Here is a 21,619-nt window from a genome sequence, read left to right on the forward strand (position 1 = left end):
TTGATGCCGGCTGAACGCGGCAGCGCGGCCCGCCCCACGCTCACGGTGGCGGTGCTGACGCTGAACGAGGGCCACCGCATCGAGGCCTGTCTGGCGAGCGCCTCGTTCGCCGACCAGATCGTGGTGGTGGACAGCGGCAGCACGGACGACACCGTGGCCGTGGCGCGGCGCCTGGGTGCCCAGGTGCATGTGTATCCCGACTGGCAGGGCTTTGCCGTGCAGCGCAACCGCCTGCTGGCGCATGCCACGGGCGACTACGTTTTCTTTCTCGACGCCGACGAGGTGATGGGCCCCGACTTCCGCGAGGAGCTGCAGGCCATCGTGCGCTCGGGCGAGCGCGCGGTGTGGAAGATCCGCTGGCGCATGGTGGCCTTCGGCCACGAATTGCGCTACCTGCGCACCACCTCGACCGTGGAGCGCCTGTTCCGGCGCGACATGCTGCGCGAGTACGTGGGAGTGGTCCACGAGGAGGCCGTGCTCACCGAGCCCGGCGTGCCGCGCCACGTGATGCGCGCGCGGCTGCTGCACCACTCGCGCGAGACCGTGCGCGGCAGCCTGGAAAAGCTCACGCAGTACGCCATGCTGGGCGCCGCCAAGCGCGCGGCGGCCGGCAAGCGCGGCGGTGTGGGGCGCGGGCTGGCCTCGGGTGCGAGCATGTTCGTGCGGCTGTACGTGCTGCGGCTCGGTTTCCTGTGCGGCGGTGCCGGTTTCCTTTACTGCCTGTTCGTGGCCCTGGAAGCGTTCTTCCGGTATGCCGCGCTGGAGTACGACAGCGACCGCCTGAGCGAGAGCGTGCGCCGGTGAAACCTTCGGATGTCTTCGCACGCCTGTCCGGCGTGGCGGCTTTCATGGTGCCCGGCCTGGCCCTGTGGCTGCGCTCGGGCTATTCGTGGGGCGCGGTGGTCCTGCTGCTGTGCAGCCTGGCCACGGCCGGCGTGTGGCTGCGCCGGCCCCCGGGCCGCGAGGCCTGGTGGCTGTTCGCCTCCATCGTCGCCATGGGCTTCGTGTGGGCCCTCGATTTCGACCCGGCCCAGGGCGGCTGGTCCAACCTGGACCGGCCGTCCAAGTACCTGCTGGCACTGCCCTGCCTTTTCTACCTGCTGGCCTATCCGCCGCGTGCGGTCTGGCTGTGGTGGGGCCTCGCCGTGGGGGCGTGCGGCGCGGGGCTCATCGGCATCTATCAGACCGGCGTGCTGCACCTGCTGCGCGCCAACGGCTACACCAATGCGATCCAGTTCGGCGGCCTGAGCCTGCTGCTGGGCCTGATGTGTTCGGCGGCCCTGCTCGTGCAGTGGGGCCGCTGGGCACCCTGGCAGCGCGTGGGCTGGGTGGTGTGCATCCTGCTGGGCTTCGAGGGCTCGCTGCTGTCGGAGTCGCGCGGGGGCTGGCTCGTGCTGCCGCTGGCGCTGCCCGTCTGCGCTTGGCTGCAGGCCCGCTGCGGCCAGCGCCGGCTGGCGATGGTCGGGGCGGCGCTGATCCTGGCCGGCATGGCGGGCCTCATGGCGCTCAAGGCGCACGACGTGCGCTCCCGCGTGGACGAGGCGCGCCAGGAGATCACCCAGTACGAATCCAAGGGCGATGCGGCCAGCTCGGTCGGGCAGCGGCTCGCGCACTGGAAACTGGCCTGGTCCATGGGCCTGGACCGGCCGCTCACCGGCTGGGGCCGCTACGGCTACGAGGCCGAGAAGCAGCGGCGCGTGGCTGCGGGGCAGGCCCATCCGTTCGTGCTGCGGTTCAGCCATGCGCACAACGAGGTGCTGGACATCTTCGCCAAGCGCGGCCTGCCCGGCGTGGCGGTGCTGCTGATGTTCTATGCGGTGCCGCTCGCGCTTTTCTGGCCGACGCGCCAGCGCGTCTGCCGGACCACGGAGCACGGCACCATGGACCCCCAGGTGCTGTGCCTGCGCATGGTGGGCGTGCTGCTGCCCATCGCCTACATCGGCTTCGGGCTCACGCAGGTGTTCCTGGGCCACAACAGCGGCACCATGTTCTACCTGTTCATGTGCATGCTGGTGCTGGCCATCCTGCAGGGCCGCGAGCGCGATGCGCTGCGGCGGCGGGCGGCGCCGGCCGCCGTGCCGCAGGGCCCGGGCCGGCCCGCCGCTGCCTCCTCCTGACCGCCAAGAAGGTTTCGCCATGCACGTGCTGCTCGTCAACAACTCCCCGATCCCGGTCTACGGCTATGGCGGCACCGAGCGCGTCATCTGGGACCTGGGCCAGATGCTGGTGCGCCTGGGCCACCGCGTGAGCTACCTGGTGCCCGAGGGCTCCACCTGCGACTTCGGCGCGGTGCTGCCCATCCGGCCCGATGCGCCGTGGGATTCGCAGATTCCCGCCGACGTGGACATCACGCACTTCCAGTTCAACCCCCGCACCGAGATCGGCACGCCCTACCTGGTCACCGAGCACGGCAATGCCCGAAAGCCCAAGCCGCTGCCGCGCAACACCGTGTTCCTCTCGCGCGACCATGCGGCGCGCTACGGCTCCACCGAGTTCGTCTACAACGGCCTGCAGTGGGAGAGCTACGGCGCCGTGGACTTCGCCCGGCCCCGCGACCACTACCACTTCCTGGGCAAGGCCGCGTGGCGCGTGAAGAACGTGAGCGGCGCCATCCGCGTGGCCCAACTGGCCGGGGTGGAGCTGGACGTGCTGGGCGGCGACCGCATCAATTTCCGCCGGGGCTTCCGGTGGACGCTGTCGCGCCGAATCCATTTCTTCGGCATGGTGGGCGGCGCGCAGAAGACCGAGCGGCTCAACGCCTCGCGCGGGCTGATCTTTCCGGTGCGCTGGCACGAGCCCTTCGGCCTGGCCGTCATCGAGAGCCTGTACTTCGGCTGCCCCGTGTTCTCGACGCCCTACGGCGCGCTGCCGGAACTGGTGCCCGCCGAATGCGGCGTGCTGGCGGACAACGCCAGTGCCCTGGCCGAGGCGGTGCGCGCCAACCGCTTCGACCCCCGCGCCTGCCACGACCATGCCGTGCGCCACTTCGGCGCCGAGCGCATGGCGCGCGACTACCTGCGCATGTACGAGCGTGTGCTGGCGGGTGAGATGCTCAATGCCCAGGCGCCCGTGATCCAGGGCGAGGCCCGCTCGCTCGCCTGGCGCAACTGAGCCGGGGCGGGCGCGGCGCCGCGCTGCGCTCAGACCGCCGCGTGAACCGTGAACCCCATCGGCACCGGGCCGAAGTCCTGAATCACCTTCAGTCCCAGCGACCGGGCGGCCTTGGCGGTGGTGATGCAGCCGTCCGTGCGGCCGTGCCGGCATTCCACGGCGGCTTGCGCATTGCTGTTGACGAAGCACAGCTCCGTGCCGGGGGGCGCCAGCTGCTGCGGCGCGGGATGGGTCGAGATGGTGCGGGGCGCCTCGCCCGTGCGCGATGCCAGGATCATGTTGAAGGTGGGCATCACGAAGACATCCACCATCTGGAAGCGGTTCAGGTTGGAGAACACGAGCTTGTGCAGGTCGGGATACGCCACGCACCCCAGCACCGCGATGGCCGGGTCGTCATGGAGCGACTCGGCGGCGATCTCGAAGGTGGGGTGCAGGTGCACGGTGCCTTTGCGGCCGTTGCGCCGGAACCATTCGTGGGCTGCGGCTTCGCAGTTGGTGCCGGCCGGCCCGAGGGTGTGGATGACCCGGATGTCTTTGACTGCCATGGTGGAACGGGGTGGATCGGTGAGCAAAGTGGACCCCTCGGTCGGGTATTCCGTTGGGCGGAATGCAGGATAAGGGAAACCGCCTTCCGAAGCCACCCGGATCCCGGGGCCAAGCCGCAGAACGAACGAAACAGATGTGACCATGCGCAACAGCGGGCGCATTCGCGTGATGGCGACCCCGGGGGTATGCCGACGCTCGCGTGGCGCGTGCCGCGCCCTCGCAGGGAGGTCAGGCGCTCGCCAACGGCAGGCTGAGCACGAAGCAGGCGCCGCTCTCGCCGTCCGGGCGGTCCTCGCAGCGCACCGTGCCGCCCGAGCGTTCCGCGATGGACCGCACCAGCGCGAGCCCCAGGCCCACGCCGCCAGCGCGCTCGCTGGCGCCGGGCAGCCGGTAGAAAGGTTCGAAGATGCGTTCGCGCTGGGCCGGCGGCACGCCGGGGCCCTGGTCGCACACGCGCACTTCGGCGTGGGTGCCGGTGCGCTGCAGCCCCACTGTGATGTCGCCCTGGCTGTAGCGGCGGGCGTTTTCCAGCAGGTTGCGCAGGGCGCGGCGCAGCAGCTTGGCCACGCCGTTCACCTCCAGGCCGTCCGCGCTGGCGGCGCCGGCTTCCAGCTCGGCATCCACCCGCACGCACTCCTCGGCCGCCAGGCCCAGCAGGTCCACCAGTTCGATGGTGCCCATGTCCGCCTCGCGCGCGTCCAGGCGGCTGGCGAGCAGGATCTCGTCCACCAGCTGGTCCAGCTCGGCGATGTTGCGCAGGATCTCGTCGCGAAACGCCGGGGACGGGGCCGAGCCCTGCATCAGCTCCAGCCCCATGCGGATGCGCGTGAGCGGCGAGCGCAGCTCGTGCGAGGCATTGGCCAGCAGCGACTTGTGGGATTTGACGAGCGTCTCGATGCGTGCGGCCGCGGCGTTGAACTGGCGCGCCAGGTCGGCCACTTCGTCATGTCCGGTCTCGGCCACGCGCACGGAAAGGTCGCCTTCGCCGAAGCGCTGCACGCCGCGCTGCAAGGTCTCCAGCCGCTGCAGCAGCCGCCGGATGATGGGGAACACGCCCACGGCCACGGCCACGCCGACGAGGCCCAGCATCCACAGGAAGCCGAACGGCGGGCGTGTCCAGAACGCCACCTCGCCGCGCCGGTCGGCGCCGGGCGGCTTCGGGCGCGGCGCCATCTGCAGCGAGAACACCTCGCCGCCCTCGGCCTCCACCCGGAACTCCAGCCCCTCGGCCGGCCCGTTCGGGATGCGCGTGGCCAGCCCGCGCAGCACCGGCTCGCCGCGCCCGTTGATCAGCACCATCTCGCGGGCGGGCGGGGTGGGGGGCGTCTGCGCGTTCTGGTCCGAGGCGATGCGCCAGGCCCATCCCACGGCCAGGGTGAGCACGGCCACGCCCACCACCACGGCCAGCCAGATGCGCAGATAGAGGCGCCGGGAAAACGGGTTGGACATGGGTCAGTCTTGCTGCTTGGCGAACACATAGCCCACGCCGCGCACCGTGAGGATGCGGCGGGGGTTCTTGGCGTCCTGCTCGATCGCGGCGCGGATGCGGCCCATGTGCACGTCGATGGAGCGGTCGAAGGCTTCCAGCTCGCGGCCGCGCACGGCCTCCATGATCTGGTCGCGCGTGAGCACGCGGCCCGCGCGTTCGGCCAGCGCCACCAGCAGGTCGAACTGGTAGGAGGTGAGCTCGGCCGCCTGGCCGCTCACGGTGACGGTGCGCGCGTCGCGGTCGATCTCCAGCGAGCCGAAGCGCAGCACCTGCGCGGCGGGCGTGCCGCCGTCGGTGCGCCGGCGCAGGATGGCGCGGATGCGGGCGAGCAGCTCGCGCGGCTCGAACGGCTTGGGCAGGTAGTCGTCGGCGCCCAGCTCCAGGCCGATGATGCGGTCCATCGGGTCGCCCTTGGCGGTCAGCATGAGCACCGGCACCTGCGCCGCCGGCCCCTGCAGCGAGCGGATGCGGCGGCACACTTCGAGCCCGTCCATGTCCGGCAGCATGAGGTCCAGGATCACCAGGTCGGGGAGGGGCCCCGCATCGCCCCCCTGCAGGCGCGCCATGCCGCTCTTGCCATCGGCCATGTGCGTCACTTCCAGGCCCGACTGGCCGAGGTATTCCCCCACCATCTGGGCGAGGCGGAAGTCGTCTTCGATCATCAACAGTTGAGAGCTCATGGCGGGTGTCCTTGGGGGAGGCTTCATCGTCGCGCCGGGGGGCGTCGTTGCGTTGAAGTCCCCGTAAAGTTAGGTAAACCAGGGGCATCCCCCCAGCCGGGGCCATTTTGCGGCCGCGCAGGCCGGGCCGGCGTGGTGTGCTCCATGTGCTACTGAATTGATAGCTTCGACGGCATGAAAATCAACGGGGTGGGGGCGTTTCGATCCTGGACGCCAGCGCCACCAGCACCAGCACCGGCAGTCCCAGCAGCGCCGTCCCCACGAAAAACTCGGTGTAGCCGAAGGCGTCCACGAAGCGCCCCGAAAAGCCCGCGATCCACTTGGGCGCCAGCAGCATCATGGAGCTGAACAGCGCGTACTGCGTGGCCGAATACTGCACGTTGGTGAGGCTGGACAGGTAGGCGATGAACGCCGCCGACGCGATGCCCCCCGCCAGGTTGTCGGCCGACACCACGAAGACCAGTCCGGTCACGTCGTGCCCGCGCAGGCCCAGCCAGGCGAACAGCAGGTTGCTGCAGGCGCTGAGCACCGCGCCCAGCATCAGCACGCGCATCACGCCCAGGCGCATGGACAGCACGCCGCCCACGAAGGCGCCGGCCAGCGTCATCAGCACGCCGAACACCTTGGTGACCGCGGCGACCTCGTCCTTGGTGTAGCCCATGTCCACGTAAAACGGGTTGGCCATGATGCCCATCACCACGTCGCTGATGCGGTACACGGCGATGAGCGCCAGGATCAGCGCCGCCTGCCAGCGGTAGCGCCCGATGAAGTCCGCGAACGGATCGACCAGCGCGCCGCGCAGCCATTCGGCCGGGTTGCGCGCGGGCGGCAGCGGGCGCGGCACGGGCTCGCGCGACAGCAGCACGGTCGCGGTGCCCACCAGCATCGAGGCGGCCATCGTCAGGTAGGCCGCCTGCCAGGCGCCGTGCTGGTAGCCGGCGAGGCCGGGCAGTTCGGCCCGCGCGGCCACCCACAGCACGCCCGCGCCGGCCCAGATCATCGCCAGGCGGTAGCCGGTCTGGTAGGTGGCGGCCAGCGCCGCCTGGCGGTCGGCGTCGGCCGATTCGATGCGGAAGGCGTCCAGCGCGATGTCCTGCGTGGCCGAGCCGAACGCCACGGCCAGTGCGCACCACACCAGTGGTTCGAGCGCCACGCGCGGGTCGTTGAACGCCATGCCCACGAGGCCCGCCATCACCATCGCCTGCGACGCCACCAGCCAGCCGCGCCGGCGCCCCAGCCAGCGCGTGAGCAGCGGCAGCGGCATGCGGTCCACCAGCGGTGCCCACATCCACTTGAACGCGTAGGCCAGGCCCACCCAGCTCAGGTAGCCGATGGTAGTGCGGTCCAGGCCCGCCTCGCGCAGCCAGAACGACAGCGTGCCCAGCACCAGCAGCAGCGGCAGCCCGGCGGAGAACCCCAGCGCCAGCATGCGCAGGCTGGCCGGTTCGAGGTAGACGAGCCAGGCCTCGCGCCAGCTGCGGGGGGGGGCGGTGGCGGGTGCGTGTTCTGGGGGCATCGGAAGGGGTGGGCGGGGGCGGGCCGGGTAGGGGGATCGCAGGGATTATCCGCACCCCTTCCCCGGGGTGGGCCGGCCGTGCGCGCGCCGTGCCGCTACGATGCGCGCCATGGGCCCCGCCGCCGTCCTTCATCCCACCTGCTCGGTGCGCTGCTACAGCGGCGAACACGCCGCGCATGCACACGGCCACGCGCAGGTGCTCTACGCTCTGCACGGGCGCATGGAACTGGAGTTGGCGGGCCGGGCCGCCTTCGTGGACACCACCTGCGGCATGGTCATTCCGGCCGGCACGGCGCACGCGTTCCTGGCCCCGCCCGGCGCGCGGATGTTCGTGATCGACGCGCCCGACCAGCCCGGCGTCGCGCGCGTGCGGCGCTTCGCCATCGCACCCGAGCACCGGGCCTTCGCCGCGGGCGACGATGCCGCGCTCCGGCTCGCCCAGATCCTGCAGGCCCCGCGCGTGCTCGCGCGCCGCGCCATCGCCCCGGAGCGGCTGGAGCGCGCCGTGCGTGCCGCCCTGCACGAGGACTGGCCCACGGTGCGCATGGCGGCCTTGTGTTTCCTGAGCCCGCAGCGCTTTCATGCCCGCTGGCTGGCGCTGACCGGCCGCACGCCCCAGGCCTGGCTGCGCGGCGAGCGCCTGGATGCCGCCGCCCGCGAGCTGGCCCAGGGCGTTCCGCTGGACACCGTGGCCCTGCGCACCGGCTATGCGAGCGCGAGCGCCCTGGCGTATGCGCTGCGCCGCGACCGGGGCACCGGCGCCCGCGCGCTGCGTGCCTGAATCAAGCGCTATTGTTTTTGTAGCGACATGCCATAGTGTTGATTGCGGTGGAGGCCGATTCGGCGCATGGCCTGCTGGCGCGCACTTCGCGCGTTGCTCGACATTTGCGCCGCCCGCCCGCGGCACCATGGCGGCATGACGGCCCCTTCCTCCCATTCCACCCGCGGCATCGCTCTGGTGCTGCTCGCCTCCACGCTCTGGGGCACCACTGGCACGGCGCAAAGCCTGGGCGCGGGCGGCCTGTCGCCCTTCTGGGTGGGAGCCGCGCAGCTGGCGGTGGCCAGCGCCTTCTTCTCGGTGCTGCTCATCGCCGCGCGCGGGCTGGCGCGCCACCGCGCGCAGCGGCGCGGCCCGGCACCGGACCCCACCCCCTCGGACCGCCTGCCCGCGCATTGGCTGGCGCTGGCGTCGGCCGGCGTGGCGGGCTACAGCATCTGCTTTTATGCCGGCGTGCAGCGCACCGGCGTGGGCGTGGGAACGGCGGTGGCCATCGGCAGCGGCCCCATCTGGGCGGGCCTGATCCAGGCCGTGCTGCTGCGCTCGCCCCTGATCGGCCTGTGGTGGCTGGGCACCGCCGTCAGCGTGGCCGGCGGCGTGCTGATGGTGCTCAGCAAGGGCGCGGGGGCCGGGCCGTCCTGGCAGGGGCTGGCGCTGTGCCTGCTGGCCGGCCTGTCGTACGCCAGCTACGCGCTGGTGAACAAGCGGCTGGTGGCGCGGGCCTCCACCGGCTGGGTCAACTTCTGCGTGTTCACCGGCGCCGCGCTGCTGGCGCTGCCCATGGCATGGCTGCTGGCCGGCGTGCCGCAATGGAGCCTGCCGTCGCTGGCCGTGGTCGTCTATCTGGGCGTGGTGGTGTCCGGCCTGGCCTATGTGGCGTTTTCCAGCGGACTGCGCCACATCGCGGGGGCGACCAGCGTCACGCTGACGTTGGTCGAGCCGGTGGCCGCCTTCGTGCTGGCCGTGGCGATCGTCGGGGAGCGGCAGCCGCTTGCGGCCTGGAGCGGCCTGGGGCTGGTGCTGCTGGGCCTGCTGGTGGTGATCCGCGCGGAGCTGCGCCGGTAGGAGCGCAGGGCGGGGGGCGGCCGGCGCCTCGCATCGGCGCGCTGAAAAAGGGCCCAGGGATGGCTTCCGGCTGACAGACCGGGCCCCCGGCCTGCGGCTAGACTGCCGCCCATGTCGCACCTGCCCGCCCCCGATTCCCGCGCTCCGGCGCCTGCCGAGACCGATTCCGACACGGCCTGTTGCCGGTTCTGCAGCCTGCGCGGCAGCGCCTGGAACGCCCGCCGCGGCTTCCTGCTGGCGGCCGGGGCCGCCGTCGCCGGGCCCGCGCTGGCGCAGGTGGACGTGGGGTCCGCCTCGGGCATGCGCAAGCTGGTGCCGGCCGAGACGATCGAGACCGCCGCCAATCAGCAGTACAGCGAGATGATGGGCAAGGCCAAGGCGCAGCGCGCGCTGGCCGGTGCCGACAATGCGCAGCTGCAGCGCCTGCGCGCCATCGCCCAGCGCCTGATCCCCTACACCGCCCAATGGAACGACCGGGCCCGCCAGTGGCAGTGGGAGGTCAACCTGATCGGCAGCAAGCAGATCAACGCCTTCTGCATGCCGGGCGGCAAGATCGCCTTCTACACCGGCATCCTGGACCAGCTCAAGCTCACCGACGACGAGGCCGCGATGATCATGGGCCACGAAATGGCCCACGCGCTGCGCGAACACGCCCGCGCCCGCCTGGCCAAGACCCAGGCCACCAGCGTGGGCCTGTCCCTCGGTGCGCAGCTGCTGGGCCTGGGCGACCTGGGCAACGCGGCGGCCAACCTGGGCACGCAGCTCATCACGTTGAAGTTCAGCCGCGGCGACGAGACCGAAGCCGATCTGGTGGGCCTGGAACTGGCCGCCCGCGCCGGCTACAACCCCGACGCCTCGGTGAGCCTGTGGCGCAAGATGGGCGAGGCCACCAGCGGCCAGGGCGGCATCGCGTTTCTCTCCACCCACCCCAGCGGGCCGGAGCGCATCCGCCAGCTGGAGCAGAACGTGCCGCGGGTGCAGGGGCTGTACCAGGCGGCGCGCCGGGGGTGAACAGGGCGCCACGTTGAAGTCGCAGGGGCCGCAACGGCCCCTGTTTTTTTATGGCCATCCCCCCTTTTCTGCTGACAGCCAAGGTAACGGCGGGTGTTTCACCGGCGCAATGACTTGCGGGGCTCGGACGGCAGCCTGAAGGCGCAGGTCCCCATACTCTTCCAACCCACTGACTTCGCTCGTTTCACCATCGAGACGATGGCACGTTTTCTTCGTCATTAATGCTGTCAATAGCACCATTGCAGTAATCCCAAGGTGGAATCAAGTTGCGCCATCTCATGATTTGATGGACGAGGCAAGGCTTTATTCGCAGCTGTGCTTACGTCGCAACATGGTAAGAATCGCGTCAATATTGTGAATATGATCCTGCCCTTGTTTCAAATTGAAATGAAACTTGCGGTGGCGGTCGGCTTCCCGTGAGTTTTCCGATGGCCTGCCTCCGTTTGGGTGACGGAAAGACTGGCGGGTCATGAAATCCTTGGGAATATGACAATGAAAAGAGCCTTCGGCTCAAAGGGAGCGGCGCTGGCATGCCTGCTCGCAGGGGCAGGGCCATTGATGGCCCACGCACAGGCGCTCGTGGTAGCGCATCCGTCCAGTCCAGTGCAGGTGCAGGCCGTGCCGGGTGCGCGGACACTGGTCACCCCCAATGCGACGCAGGACGGGGTGTCCTACAACGGGTTTTCCCGCTTCGACATCGGTGCCGCCGGCCTGACCTTTGTCAACGATGCCGTGCGGGCCCGCACCATCGTCGCCGAGGTATTGTCGGCAGCGCCTTCGCATATTGAAGGCCCGCTGGACGTCACCGGTCCGCGCGCGAATCTGATTCTCGCCAACCAGAACGGCATTCGCGTCAACGGGGGCAGTTTCTTCAATTTCGGCAGCGTCGCGTTGACGACGGGGGCCGTGAGCTTGCGGGATGAAATCCAGCCTTCCGGCCATTCGCAGCGCTATGTGGATGTGCGCACCACGCAGGGCGAGTTGCTAATCGATTCGCAAGGGGTTTCCGGCAATCTGATCCGATTGGAAATGATGGCCAAGACCGTGGGAATTCGGGGGGCGGTCACCAACAGTTTCTCGTCGTCCACGGCCACGGTGCGCATCGTCGCAGGCGAATCGCTGGCCCAGTTCGATACGGCCGCGTCTCCGGTCGATAACCTGACCCCCTGGGTGCACTACACCGCGGGCAAGGCATCTTCTTCGGCACTGGCGCTCAATCTCAGTGCGGATTCCAAGGTGACGTCCGGCCGCATCGAAATCCTGGTGACGGACCAGGGCGCCGGGGTGCGCAATGCCGGGCAACTCGTGGCATCGGCCGGCGACTTTCAGTTGACGAGCACGGGGCAGATCGAGCAGGTCGGCGGCCAGATCCAGGCGCTGGGCCAGATCCACGTCCAGGCGGACGAGATGAACTTCCGCAACGCGGCCGAGCGCAGCAGCCTGGTGGCGGCCGGCTCCAACACCGTGCTGGAAGCCAAGGGCGCCCTTCGCAACGTGGGCGGCGAAATCTCGGGGGAGAACCGGTCGGCCGACGAAGGCGACGGGCGCTATGCCGTCCTGCTCCGTGCGGGCGGGGCCATCGAGCACAGCACGCCGGTGGGAGCCGCGAAGACGGCGCTCCTCTTCGGGCGCAACGATGCGGTGGGCCTGTTCGCCGGCGGCGACATCACCTCGGTGGATGCACGGATCGTGTCCAACGGTGCGCTCACCGTGCAAACCCCCGGCGCGGTCCGCACCGAAACCCTTCACACGCCGGGGGCGGGCAGCATCGACTGGAAAAGCCACAGCGTGTTCAAGCGCCGCAGCGGCTACCAGGTGGACATGGGCGTGTTGACCGACACGGCCAACCAGGCCTACTGGGTCGCCCAGGGGGATCTCGCCGTGTCGTCAGGCAGCTTCGGCAACCTGGGCGGCTACCTGTTCTCGAACGGCGGCAAGGTGGACATCGTCGCCACGGGCGACGTCACCATCCAGGCGCACAGCGTCGGGCAGTTTGCCTACCGCCAAAGCTGTTTTCTCTTCATCTGCAAGCGCACGGCGTCTTCCTCGGAGGCCCTGGTGGGCGGCCAGATCATGGCGGCGGACGCCCTCAGCCTCCGAGCGGGCGGGCAGATCCTGAACGACGCCGGCCAGGTGTTCGGCGGCCGGGGCATGGTGCTGGAGGCTCCCGTCATCACGGCGCGTGCCCGTCCGGTGCACACGGTGATCTTGCGCGACCGGGGGTTGAAGGCGGCGTTGGGCGATACGTGGGCCCAGGTGTATGCGACCGACCAGGGCGGCAGCTTCACCGTGCAGCAAGGCCGCATGGTGCTCAAGGGCGCGGCGCGGCAGGAGGGCGGGCTGTTCACGGCCTCGGAAGGCGTCGATGGCGCCATCGAAGTGATCCGGCCTCCGCACCGCGACCCGGTGCGCCTGGAAAACCACCTCGGTCTTTTCTGGTAGGGGCTCGGCATGAAATTCTCCCGCCTGAGCGGCACGCTCTGCGTGCTGGTGCTCGCCCCTGCCATGGGGCACGCGCAAGTGCCCCCGCCGTTGCGCGATCCCAACGACCAGCTCATCCGTGAGCAGCAAGAGAAGCTGCGGGACGATCTGCTGCGGCAGGGACCCCCGGCGAACATCCAGTTCGACCAGCCTGGGCCGTCCACCCGCACACCGGATGCCCGGGCGCTGTCCGACATTCCGTCCACGGGCCCCACTTTCCCGATCCATACCATCCGCCAGGACGGCGCGGAGCTGCTGTCCCCGGCCGCTTTTCGCGACGTGTCGGCGCCTTTCGTGGGCCAGTCGCTGGGTGTGGCGCACATCAACGTGCTGCTGGAGCGCATCAGCCGCGCGCTCGTGGCGGCGGGGTACACCACATCGCGTGCCTATGTGGGCAACCAGAGCCTGCACGAGGGGGTGCTGGTCATCACCATCGTGCCGGGCACCATCGAAAAGCTGCTCTACAACGGCATCGCGGTCGATGCCGGGCGCGCCGACGGGCCCGGCATCGCCATGGCCATGCCCATGCGCGAGGGCGACGTGCTGCGCCTGCGCGACATCGAGCAGGCGGTCGATCAGCTCAACCGCCTGCGGCGCAACAACGTGCAGGTGCAGATACGCCCCGGCACGCAGCCGGGCGGCTCCATCGTGGAGTTCGTCAACCAGCCCCGCGAAGGCGCGAGGTACAACCTGTCGCTGGACAACCAGGGGGCGGCCACCACCGGCCGGCTGCGGGTCCAGATGGGTGTGGACAACGGCAACGTGCTGGGCCTGATGGAGTCGCTGAATGCGGGCCTGACCACCAGCGCGGACACGAACGCCCTCTATGGCACGTTCTCGGTGCCCCTGGGCTACACCACGCTGGCGGGCATGGCGTCCATCTCGGAATACCAGAACCTCGTGGGCGACACCGCGCTCGTGTACGGCCGGTCCAGGAGCTACACCCTTTCGCTCAACCACCTGCTCGACCGCGACCAGACCAGCAAGACGGCCTTCGACGTGTCGCTCACGCGGCGCGACTCCGAGCGCTCCATCAACAACCTGCGGCTGTCGCCCCAGGACCAGACCGTGCTGCGTGTCGGCATCAACCGCCTGCAGCGCTTCGAGACGGAGCAGGGCATGGGCCAATGGACGGCCGATGCCGGCGTGTCGCGCGGCCTGCCGTGGTGGGGAGCCAACCGCGACCCGGCGGACCTTCCGTCCGCCGCCGCACGCTACGCGTTCACGAAGGCCGAACTGTCGGCCTCGCTGGAGCGGCCGCTGCCGGGAGCGTGGGTCTGGCGGTCCCGGGCAGCGGGGCAGTGGAGCCGGCATCCGCTGTACTCGTCCGAGCAACTTTTTGCCGGCGGGGTCGGCAGCGTGCGCGGCTTTGCCGAATCCGCCCAGGGCGGGGATCGGGGCGCTTACTGGCGCAACGAATGGGCCTGGCAGAAGGCGCCGCCGCTGTTCGGGGGCGAGGTGCGGTACGAGCCCTATGCCTTCCTGGACATGGCGCGCGTATCGACCGTGTCCGATGGCCGCTCCCACGCTCTGGCTGGCGCCGGGGGCGGTGTGCGCGTGGCGTACCGAACGGGCTACGTCGAAGTCATCCTGGGCAAGCCGATCCGCAGGCCACAGGGCGTGGCCGACAGCGGGTGGCGGGCCAACGTGAGCGCGGCATACCAATTTTGATGTGATGACCCTGGACGGTTCCAGGCAGCAGGACAGGCAGGACGGGCGGTAACTGATGAACCACAAAAACCACACCAAGCAACCGGCAGCAGGGACCGGTCGGCGCGAAGCATCGGCCTCCACGCCGTACCGCGCTCCCCGCTGGGCGCGCCATACCGCACGCGGTGTGCTGGCGCTCTTCACTGCGTTGCAGTTGCAGGTGGGCGCCGGGCCGGGCGGTACATGGGCGATCGGTATCCCACCGGCCCAAGCCCAGGTGCCGCCACCCGGGGGATTCAACGCGGTCCCGATCGCCGACCCGCGCGCGCCGCTGGCCTTCCAGCCGGGCGTGCAGATGCTGCAGGGCGGCGCGGCGCTGGTGAACATCACCACGCCCAACGCGGCGGGCATTTCGCTGAACCAATTCCAGCGCTTCGACGTGCCCTCGGCGGGTGCCGTTCTCAACAACAGCCTGGTGGGCGGCACGCCGCTGCTGGGTGGCCAGGCCGCGGCCAATCCCAATCTCTCCAACGGCCGCACCGCCAACACCATCGTCAACGAAGTGACCGTCGCCGGTCCGGCGGGGCGCATCGGCGGCACGGTGGAGGTGTTCGGCAACCCGGCCAGCGTCATCATCGCCAACCCGAACGGGATCACCTGCGACGGATGCGGGGTCGTCAACACGCCCCATTTCACGCTCAGCACGGGCACCGTTCAGTGGCGCGATGCCACGGGTGCACCGAGCGCGTTCGGCCAGGCCGCGCAGCCGCGCTTTTCCGTGGGCGGGGGGCGGATCGACGTGCTGGGCACGGGCATCGAAGGCACCGTCGGCCAGCTCGACCTGATCGGCGAGACGCTCTTCATCGACGGTCCCCTGCGGGCCCACTACCTCAATCGCAGCGTCTCCAGCATCCAGCTCACGGCGGGACGCCAGGCCGATGCGGACGGCAACAAGAGCGCGTTTCCCCTCTCCGCCACGCCGCTGGGCCAGCGCGGCATCGCCATCGATGCGACCGCGCTGGGCGCCATGACCGCGGGACAGATCCGGGTGATCTCCACCGATGAAGGCATGGGCGTGAACCTGCGCGGTGCAGTGCTGGCCTATCAGGAAGATGTCACCGTGCGCAGCGCGGGCAGCCTGCAGGCCGCGGGCGTTTCCGCCGCGCGCAACATCCAGTTGGACAGCTCGGGCCGGATCACCGTGGCGGGCGAGGTCACGGCCCACGGCCAATTGCAGGCCAACGGGGCGGCAGGGGCCCAATTCGACGGCCCCGTGCGCGTGCAGGGCAACGTGCAGCTGCAAAGCAGCGCTGGCGATGTGGCCGTGACCGACAAGCTGCTGGTGGGCGGCAACCTCGATGCCCGCGCGGGTGGCCAGCTGCAGCTGGGCAGCGCGCAAAGCGTCATCGACGTGGTGGGGAATGCCACCCTCAAAGGGCAGGACGTCCGGCAGGACGGCCGCCTTTCGGTGGCGCGGGACCTGGCGATCGAGGGCGAACGTTCCGCGGGCCTGTACGGCACCACGCTGGTAGGCAACCAGCTCGACCTGCGGGCGCGTGACTCCGCCACGCTGGGCGGGCGGTTGCAAGTCAACGAAAGCGCCACCATCGCGGCGGACAGCGTGAACGCGTCCGGCCAGACGACCGTCAGCCGCAACCTGACGGTGGCAGGCGGGCGCTCCATCGAGATGGGGGGCGCCACCCGCGTGGGCCAGTCGCTGAACATGGATGCAGCCCGCATCGGCCTGCGCGGCGACGTCGATGCCGGCGCGATGAACGTGACGGGCGGCGAGGTGCAACTGGGCCAGCCGGGCAGCGGCCTGAATGTGAGCGGCAACCTCGACCTGAACGTGCGCGGGCCCCTGAGCGCCCAGGGCGCCGTGAACATCGGCGGCAGTGCCGCCCTTTCAAGCGGGAGCGACATCGGCTTCGGCGACGCCGTCCAGGTCGCAGGCAACCTCAGCCTGCACGCCGGTGCCGGAGTGGCCTTCGGGTCCTCGGTCAGCGTGGGGGGCAATGCCCACATCACGGCGGCGCAAGGCATCTCCGCGGCGGCGGACATCGCGGCCGCCGGCGGCATCGGCGCCACGGCAGGCGGCGACATCCGGCTGTCGGGTGCTTCGGTGTCCGGCGCCGGCCAGCAATGGTCGGCCGGCGGCGATTTCGCCGCGCTCGGCGGTCTCACGGGGGGCGGCGTCGGCATCGATGCGGGCAACGTGGCGATCGGCGGCGACGTCGTCGGCGGGCTGGTGGGCATCACCGCCCGGGACCGCCTGCAGCTCGGCGGCGACGTGCGTTCGGGCGGCAGCGTGCAGCTCAACGCGGGCGCGGGCGGCGTCTCGGCGCGTGCCGTGCAAGCCAACGAAAACATCGCCATCCGAAGCCAGGGCAGTGTCGATCTGCAGCAGGCCAGTGCGCGTGGCGATCTCGAAATCGCCTCGCGGCAGGGCGACGTCGTGCTGGGCGGTCCGGTGGCTTCGGGCCGCCATCTCTCGGTGTCGGCGCAGGGGCAGGCGGTGTTCAAGGGCGACGTGCAGTCGGGCGGCGACGTGCAGATCGCAGGAGCCGGTGTCGCCCTGGCCCGCGGGGTGCAGGCGCAGGGCGCCGTCCGGCTGGATGCTGGGACGGGTGGTGTGTCGAGCCTGGGAGACGTGGTCGCCAACGGCGATGTGCGCATCGCCTCGGGCGGTGGCATCGACGTGCGGGGGGCGGTCGCATCCGGCGGTTCGCTCGCACTCGACAGCGCCCAGAGGATCGCCGTCACCGGTGACCTCACGGCCGGTGCCGGCCTGATCGTCCAGACCGCGACCGAGCTGCAGGCCCAGAACCTGCGGGCCGGTGGCAACCTCCGCGTGGCGGCGCCCAGCGCCCGCCTGCAGTCCGTTCAGGCAGCGGGCGACGCGGTGGTGCAGACGCAGGACGATCTGCGCATCGCCGGCGACTTCATCGCCGGCAGCATCGCCGCCACCTCCGCTAGGGCCGACATCGGCGTGGGCGGGGTGATCGCCACCTCGGGCGCCCTGACGCTTTCGGCCGGCAGGAATATCACCGCCACCGACGTCACGGGCGGTGCGGCGGCAGGCCCTTCAAACAGCATCGCCCCGGGCGCCGCGGGCCATGCGGCGACGTCCGTGCAGGCGGGGGGTGATCTGCACCTGCGCAGCCTGCAGACGGGCGGCCGGTACGACGCAGCCGTCGGCGGCGACCACCGCATCGATCGATCCGTCACCGTGCAAGGGGCCGCCAGCCTGGTGGCGGGGCGCGACATCCGTGTCGGCGGCGCCGCTTCGTTCGGCGGCAGTCTGGGCGCCCAGGCGGGTGGAGAGGTCGCCATCCAGGGCGATACGCTCGTGCTGCAGGATGCGCGCATCCAAAGCGGCGCCGGCCAGGCCTACGGCGGCACCGCCCGCGTGGGCGGCCGGCTGGACGCCGTGGCGGGCCAGGGCATCGCCGTCGCGCAGGAGCTGCGCGTCAACCAGGGCATCGCGCTGCAGGCGGACGCCGGGGCGATCTACATCGGTGGTCCGTTGGCGACGTTGGGCGACTTGCGCCTGACCGGTCAGCAGGGCGTGCGCGTCGCGGGTGATGCCCAGTTCGCGCGCGGCGACGTGGCCAGCGCCACGGGGGCGATCCAGTTCGGCGGCGCCGTGCAGGCCGGCGCACCGCTCGCGCTGCAGGCGCAGGGCGACATCTCCGTCGCCGGCCCGCTGGTGGCACAAGCGGCCCTCATCGCCCAGAGCCGGTCGGGCAGCATCGGTTTCGGCCGCACGGTGGAGGTGGCCGGCAATGCCGACCTGCACGCAGCGCAGAACCTCGTGTTCGCCGGCAACAGCCAGTGGCTGGGGCAGGCGCAACTGCGCGCCGATGCCGGGCGCATCCACAACCAGGGTCAGATGACGTTCGCCCAACCGGTCGCCATCGACACCACCGGCGACCTCGTCAACGACGGCCTCATGCAGTCGCAGGGCAGCATCGCCATCCGCGCGCGCGCCATCGACAGCAACCGCGTGATCGGCGGCGGCATCGTCACCGCAGGCCAGCTCACCCTTCAGTCCTCCGCAGGCATGTCCCTGGGCACCCAGGGGACCTGGAGCGCGGCGCAGGGAATCGACATTCAGGCCGCTGGCGGCCTGGGCACGGGCGGCACCGTCCAGGCGGGCGGCAACATCACCTACAGCGGTGGCATGCTGTCCAACGCGGGCCGCATGGTGGCCGAAGGCATCGGCATCAATGCGGCGCTGAGCAACGGGGGCGACATCCTGGCCCAGCAGCGGCTGGACGTCTCGGGCGCCACCACCAACAACGGGCAGATCGCCGCCAACATCGTCGCCATGGGCGCGCTTTCCAATGGCGGGCAGGTCTCGGGCTCGGCCGTTTCTGTGGGCAGCACCTCCAACACGGGCGGCATTTCCGGCACGGTGGTGGACATTTCGGGCGGGCTGGACAACAGCGGCAGCGTCAGCGCGCTGGGCACGCTTTCCGCCAACGGCGGCTCGGTCACGAACACCGGCACGCTCAATGGCGGTACCGTCTTGCTCAACGCCGGTGCCATGAGCAACGGCGGCCGCATCCATGCGGATGGCCTGATGTCCATCTCGGGCGGTAGCTTCGACAACGGCCTGACCGAAAGCCGCACCTGTGTCGTCATGGGCGGTTGCGCGCCCAACGGCCCGGCCGCGGACTGGCGCTATGTGCAAAGCCCCGGCACCGTGGATGCGGGCGGCAAGCTCACCGTGCAGGTCGCCAACCTCAGCAACAAGGGCGTGGTGAGCTCCGGCGGCGACGTCGAGATCATCGGCAGCCTGAGCAACGAGCGCAGCACGAACGACCCGCTCACCTCCGCTGGCGTCGCTGGCGGTGGCGCCAGCACCGGCATCATCTCTGCGGGGGGCAGCCTCACCGTGTCGGGCGCGTCCGTGCAGAACAGCGGCGGCCAGTTGAATGCCAACGGCGCCGTCACCATCCGCAGCAACGGCGCTTTCACCAACACCGCGCCGGCGCAGGGCGTTTCGGGGCAAGTCAGCGGCAGCCGGGTCACCATCGACGCCGCCAGCATGACCAACCAGGGCCAGCTCATCGCCAGCAGCGGCGATCTGGCCGTGACCGCCACCTCCGGCGGCATCGACAACAACGGCACCTTGGCAGCGTCGGGCGACGTCACGCTCAAGGCCACCGCAGGCGTGACCGGCGGTGCCGACAGCCAGGTGCTGGGCCGCAACATCACCGTCACCGGTTCGTCCTTCGCCAACGCCGGTACCCTGTACGGCCAGGGCGGCCCAGCGGCCAAGATCGACATCCAGACGGCGGGTGGCTTCAGCAACGCCGCCAGCGGCGTGGTCATCGCAGGCAGCCTGCTGGACATCGGCGCGAGCAGCTACGCCAACAGCGGCGTGGTGGGTAGCCTGGCCGACGCCAAGCTGACCACGCCGGGCAGCTATGCCGCCGCCAGCAACGCGCTCATCGCGCTGGGCAAGCTCGACCTGCAGGTGAACGGCATCCAGGTCGGCGTGGGCGAGAGCTGGAGCGTCGGTGCGGCGGAAGTGCGCTGGGGCGGCACCCTGCTCAACCAAGGCAGCGTGGCCATCGCCGGCAGCGCCAGCGGGGCCATCCACAACCAGGCCACCGGCCAGGTGCAGGCCGGCGGCATGCCCAACGTCTTCGACGGCACCTACGAAATCCCCACCGCCCCTGCCGGTCTCACGGACGCACAGGTGGTGAGCTACAGCAACGTGGCCCATCGGGCCCAGCTGGTCATCGGTGGCGGCTTCAACGGTACGCTCATCAACGAGGCGTCGGATGCGGCCGTGGGCGGCGGCACCATCGAGCAGCGGTTCATCGACCAGAAGGTCATCTGGGAAGGCAAGGACGCGGACGGCAAGACCGTGCAGGTCGAGGGCGATTCGCGGGCCATCGCGCGGCTGAACACCGGCAGCGGTGCGGCCACCATCACCCTCACCGGGCCGAACACCGGCACCATCGTGGGCGATGCCATCACCATCAACGGTGGCACCATCGTGCACCAGCCAGGGATCGACCCGGCCACCGGATTGCCCCTGGTGCAGCAGGCGCGCGACCGTAACGTGCAGACCACCGCCATCGCCCAGGCGCCCGAGGGCCAGGCCGTGCAGGGCAACGTCAAGGGCCCCACCTTCGTCGGAGTGCAGCGGCCGGACACGCTGCCCGGCCCCATCGGAGGGGGCAGCGGAGCGAACAATGCAGGCGCGGGCAACGTCACGGTGGGCACGGGCGGGCCCGGTGTGCCGGGCGAGGTGCCACCTGAGTTCGTCAACACCAAGCCGCTGGCCCTGCCGCGGGTGGACGTGAGCACGCCGCAAGGCGGCATCGGTGCGCTGCTGGGCGGGGGCGCCAGCGTGGCGCTGCCCGACTGGAGCCAGCTGCACATCGTGCCGGGCGGCATCAGCGCCAACGACCTGGCCCTGAACCTGAGCGGGCAGTTCATCAACCGGGGCCAGTTCGAGGTCGGCAACAGCCTCATCATCGCGGCCGCTGGGGGCATCGACAACTTCGGCGCCGGCATCCAGGCGGGCGGCGTGATGCGGCTGTCCGGCGGTGGCCTGAACAACGAGCAAGGCCGGATCGAAGCGGGCAGCCTGCTGACCAGCATCCAGGGCGACATCGCCAACAGCCGGGGCACCATCGTGGCGCACAACGGCGGCTACCTGCAGGCCGATGGAAACATTGCGGCCACCGACGGCCAGTTCACCAGCGACGCCGGCAAGATCGTGCTGGATGCGGGCGGGAACATCGTGCTGGATGCCAGCCGGGTGTCGGGCAAGACCGGTGCGGGCCTGTACGCGGGCGGCGACATCCGCCTGGGCACGACGGCCAAGACGACGAGCAGCGACGAGCGCAGCGCCCAGTACCAGACCTTCGTCACCTACAACGGCGACATGGAAACGCGCGAGGAAACGCGCGTGCAGACCGGCGAGAGCCGCACGCGCCAATCGAGCACCGTGCACACCGGCACCGTCATCGACGGCGGAGAAGGCAGCACCACCGTGCGTGCCAAAGGCGACGTCGTGGCCCTCGGTGCGCAAATCAAGGCGCAGCAGGACGTGCTGATCCAGGGCGCGAACGTGCGGGTGGAGGCCGTCAAAGACAGCGCCTTCTCGCACGAAGAAGAACACCGCAAGGGCTACGACCACGCGCTCATCCAGCGCCAGGAAACCCTCTCGGGCGGGGAGATCAGCGCCGGCCGCAATCTGAGCATCGTCGCGAATGGGAAAGCGGATGCAGGCAAGGCCGAAGCCGGCCAGGGGGACATCACCCTGC

13 protein-coding genes are annotated in these 21,619 nt (G+C 70.4%); 9 read left to right on the forward strand and 4 right to left on the reverse strand.

Annotated elements, in window-relative coordinates:
* Positions 1-3: 3 nt before the first annotated feature.
* Genes AVKW3434_RS10325 through AVKW3434_RS10335 form a run of 3 tightly spaced genes read left to right on the forward strand, consistent with a single transcriptional unit; the run spans position 4 to position 3,111 of the window.
* A complete protein-coding gene (locus tag AVKW3434_RS10325) occupies positions 4-804 on the forward strand; it encodes a glycosyltransferase family 2 protein (RefSeq protein ID WP_284405764.1) in 801 nt (266 codons plus the stop codon).
* Complete coding sequence (locus AVKW3434_RS10330; protein ID WP_284405765.1) at positions 801-2,117, forward strand: O-antigen ligase family protein; 1,317 nt, start codon at positions 801-803, stop codon at positions 2,115-2,117. The genes AVKW3434_RS10325 and AVKW3434_RS10330 overlap by 4 nt, the downstream gene beginning before the upstream one ends.
* Before the next feature lie 19 nt (positions 2,118-2,136).
* Positions 2,137-3,111 carry a glycosyltransferase gene (locus tag AVKW3434_RS10335; RefSeq protein ID WP_284405766.1) on the forward strand — a complete coding sequence of 325 codons (975 nt, stop codon included), beginning with the start codon at positions 2,137-2,139 and terminating at the stop codon, positions 3,109-3,111.
* A gap of 29 nt (positions 3,112-3,140) precedes the next feature.
* Here AVKW3434_RS10335 and AVKW3434_RS10340 read toward each other — a convergent pair whose 3' ends face one another.
* From AVKW3434_RS10340 to AVKW3434_RS10355, 4 genes are all read right to left on the reverse strand, one after another.
* Positions 3,141-3,656 (reverse strand): hypothetical protein, encoded by a 516-nt coding sequence (locus AVKW3434_RS10340; protein ID WP_284405767.1) that lies wholly within the window; start codon positions 3,654-3,656, stop codon positions 3,141-3,143.
* Positions 3,657-3,885: 229 nt separating this feature from the next.
* Positions 3,886-5,106: a HAMP domain-containing sensor histidine kinase gene (locus AVKW3434_RS10345; RefSeq protein WP_284405768.1), complete on the reverse strand. Its 1,221-nt coding sequence runs from the start codon at positions 5,104-5,106 to the stop codon at positions 3,886-3,888.
* 3 nt (positions 5,107-5,109) lie between these two features.
* Complete coding sequence (locus tag AVKW3434_RS10350; protein ID WP_272549751.1) at positions 5,110-5,826, reverse strand: response regulator; 717 nt, start codon at positions 5,824-5,826, stop codon at positions 5,110-5,112.
* A gap of 181 nt (positions 5,827-6,007) precedes the next feature.
* Positions 6,008-7,342 (reverse strand): AmpG family muropeptide MFS transporter, encoded by a 1,335-nt coding sequence (locus AVKW3434_RS10355; RefSeq protein ID WP_284405769.1) that lies wholly within the window; start codon positions 7,340-7,342, stop codon positions 6,008-6,010.
* A 109-nt stretch (positions 7,343-7,451) separates the two neighbouring features.
* On the opposite strand from AVKW3434_RS10355, the gene AVKW3434_RS10360 reads away from it, so the two are divergent.
* The 6 genes from AVKW3434_RS10360 to AVKW3434_RS10385 form a co-directional block, all read left to right on the forward strand.
* Positions 7,452-8,123, forward strand: coding sequence for a helix-turn-helix domain-containing protein (locus tag AVKW3434_RS10360; protein WP_284405770.1), 672 nt, complete (start codon positions 7,452-7,454; stop codon positions 8,121-8,123).
* A gap of 135 nt (positions 8,124-8,258) precedes the next feature.
* The gene (locus AVKW3434_RS10365) at positions 8,259-9,185 is read left to right on the forward strand and encodes a DMT family transporter (protein ID WP_284405771.1); all 927 of its coding nucleotides are present in this window, start codon (positions 8,259-8,261) and stop codon (positions 9,183-9,185) included.
* A gap of 111 nt (positions 9,186-9,296) precedes the next feature.
* On the forward strand, positions 9,297-10,196 hold the full coding sequence (locus tag AVKW3434_RS10370) for a M48 family metallopeptidase (RefSeq protein ID WP_284405772.1): 900 nt from the start codon (positions 9,297-9,299) through the stop codon (positions 10,194-10,196).
* A 558-nt stretch (positions 10,197-10,754) separates the two neighbouring features.
* Positions 10,755-12,638 (forward strand): filamentous hemagglutinin N-terminal domain-containing protein, encoded by a 1,884-nt coding sequence (locus AVKW3434_RS10375; RefSeq protein WP_284405773.1) that lies wholly within the window; start codon positions 10,755-10,757, stop codon positions 12,636-12,638.
* A gap of 9 nt (positions 12,639-12,647) precedes the next feature.
* Complete coding sequence (locus AVKW3434_RS10380) at positions 12,648-14,348, forward strand: ShlB/FhaC/HecB family hemolysin secretion/activation protein (RefSeq protein ID WP_284405774.1); 1,701 nt, start codon at positions 12,648-12,650, stop codon at positions 14,346-14,348.
* Between the two features lie 55 nt (positions 14,349-14,403).
* Positions 14,404-21,619, forward strand: a 7,216-nt coding sequence (locus tag AVKW3434_RS10385) for a two-partner secretion domain-containing protein (RefSeq protein ID WP_284405775.1), incomplete at its 3' end; no start/stop codon positions are given.

Origin of the sequence: Acidovorax sp. SUPP3434 (assembly GCF_030159015.1) — a bacterium.
Classification (GTDB): Bacteria; Pseudomonadota; Gammaproteobacteria; order Burkholderiales; family Burkholderiaceae_C; genus Paracidovorax.

Coding starts and splice junctions, on each gene's coding strand:
- AVKW3434_RS10335 (WP_284405766.1), top strand. CDS start 2,137: ATGCACGTGCTGCTCGTCAACAACTCCCCGATCCCGGTCTACGGCTAT.
- AVKW3434_RS10345 (WP_284405768.1), bottom strand. CDS start 5,106: ATGTCCAACCCGTTTTCCCGGCGCCTCTATCTGCGCATCTGGCTGGCC.
- AVKW3434_RS10375 (WP_284405773.1), top strand. CDS start 10,755: ATGGCCCACGCACAGGCGCTCGTGGTAGCGCATCCGTCCAGTCCAGTG.
- AVKW3434_RS10355 (WP_284405769.1), bottom strand. CDS start 7,342: ATGCCCCCAGAACACGCACCCGCCACCGCCCCCCCCCGCAGCTGGCGC.
- AVKW3434_RS10365 (WP_284405771.1), top strand. CDS start 8,259: ATGACGGCCCCTTCCTCCCATTCCACCCGCGGCATCGCTCTGGTGCTG.
- AVKW3434_RS10340 (WP_284405767.1), bottom strand. CDS start 3,656: ATGGCAGTCAAAGACATCCGGGTCATCCACACCCTCGGGCCGGCCGGC.
- AVKW3434_RS10350 (WP_272549751.1), bottom strand. CDS start 5,826: ATGAGCTCTCAACTGTTGATGATCGAAGACGACTTCCGCCTCGCCCAG.
- AVKW3434_RS10325 (WP_284405764.1), top strand. CDS start 4: ATGCCGGCTGAACGCGGCAGCGCGGCCCGCCCCACGCTCACGGTGGCG.
- AVKW3434_RS10380 (WP_284405774.1), top strand. CDS start 12,648: ATGAAATTCTCCCGCCTGAGCGGCACGCTCTGCGTGCTGGTGCTCGCC.
- AVKW3434_RS10360 (WP_284405770.1), top strand. CDS start 7,452: ATGGGCCCCGCCGCCGTCCTTCATCCCACCTGCTCGGTGCGCTGCTAC.
- AVKW3434_RS10370 (WP_284405772.1), top strand. CDS start 9,297: ATGTCGCACCTGCCCGCCCCCGATTCCCGCGCTCCGGCGCCTGCCGAG.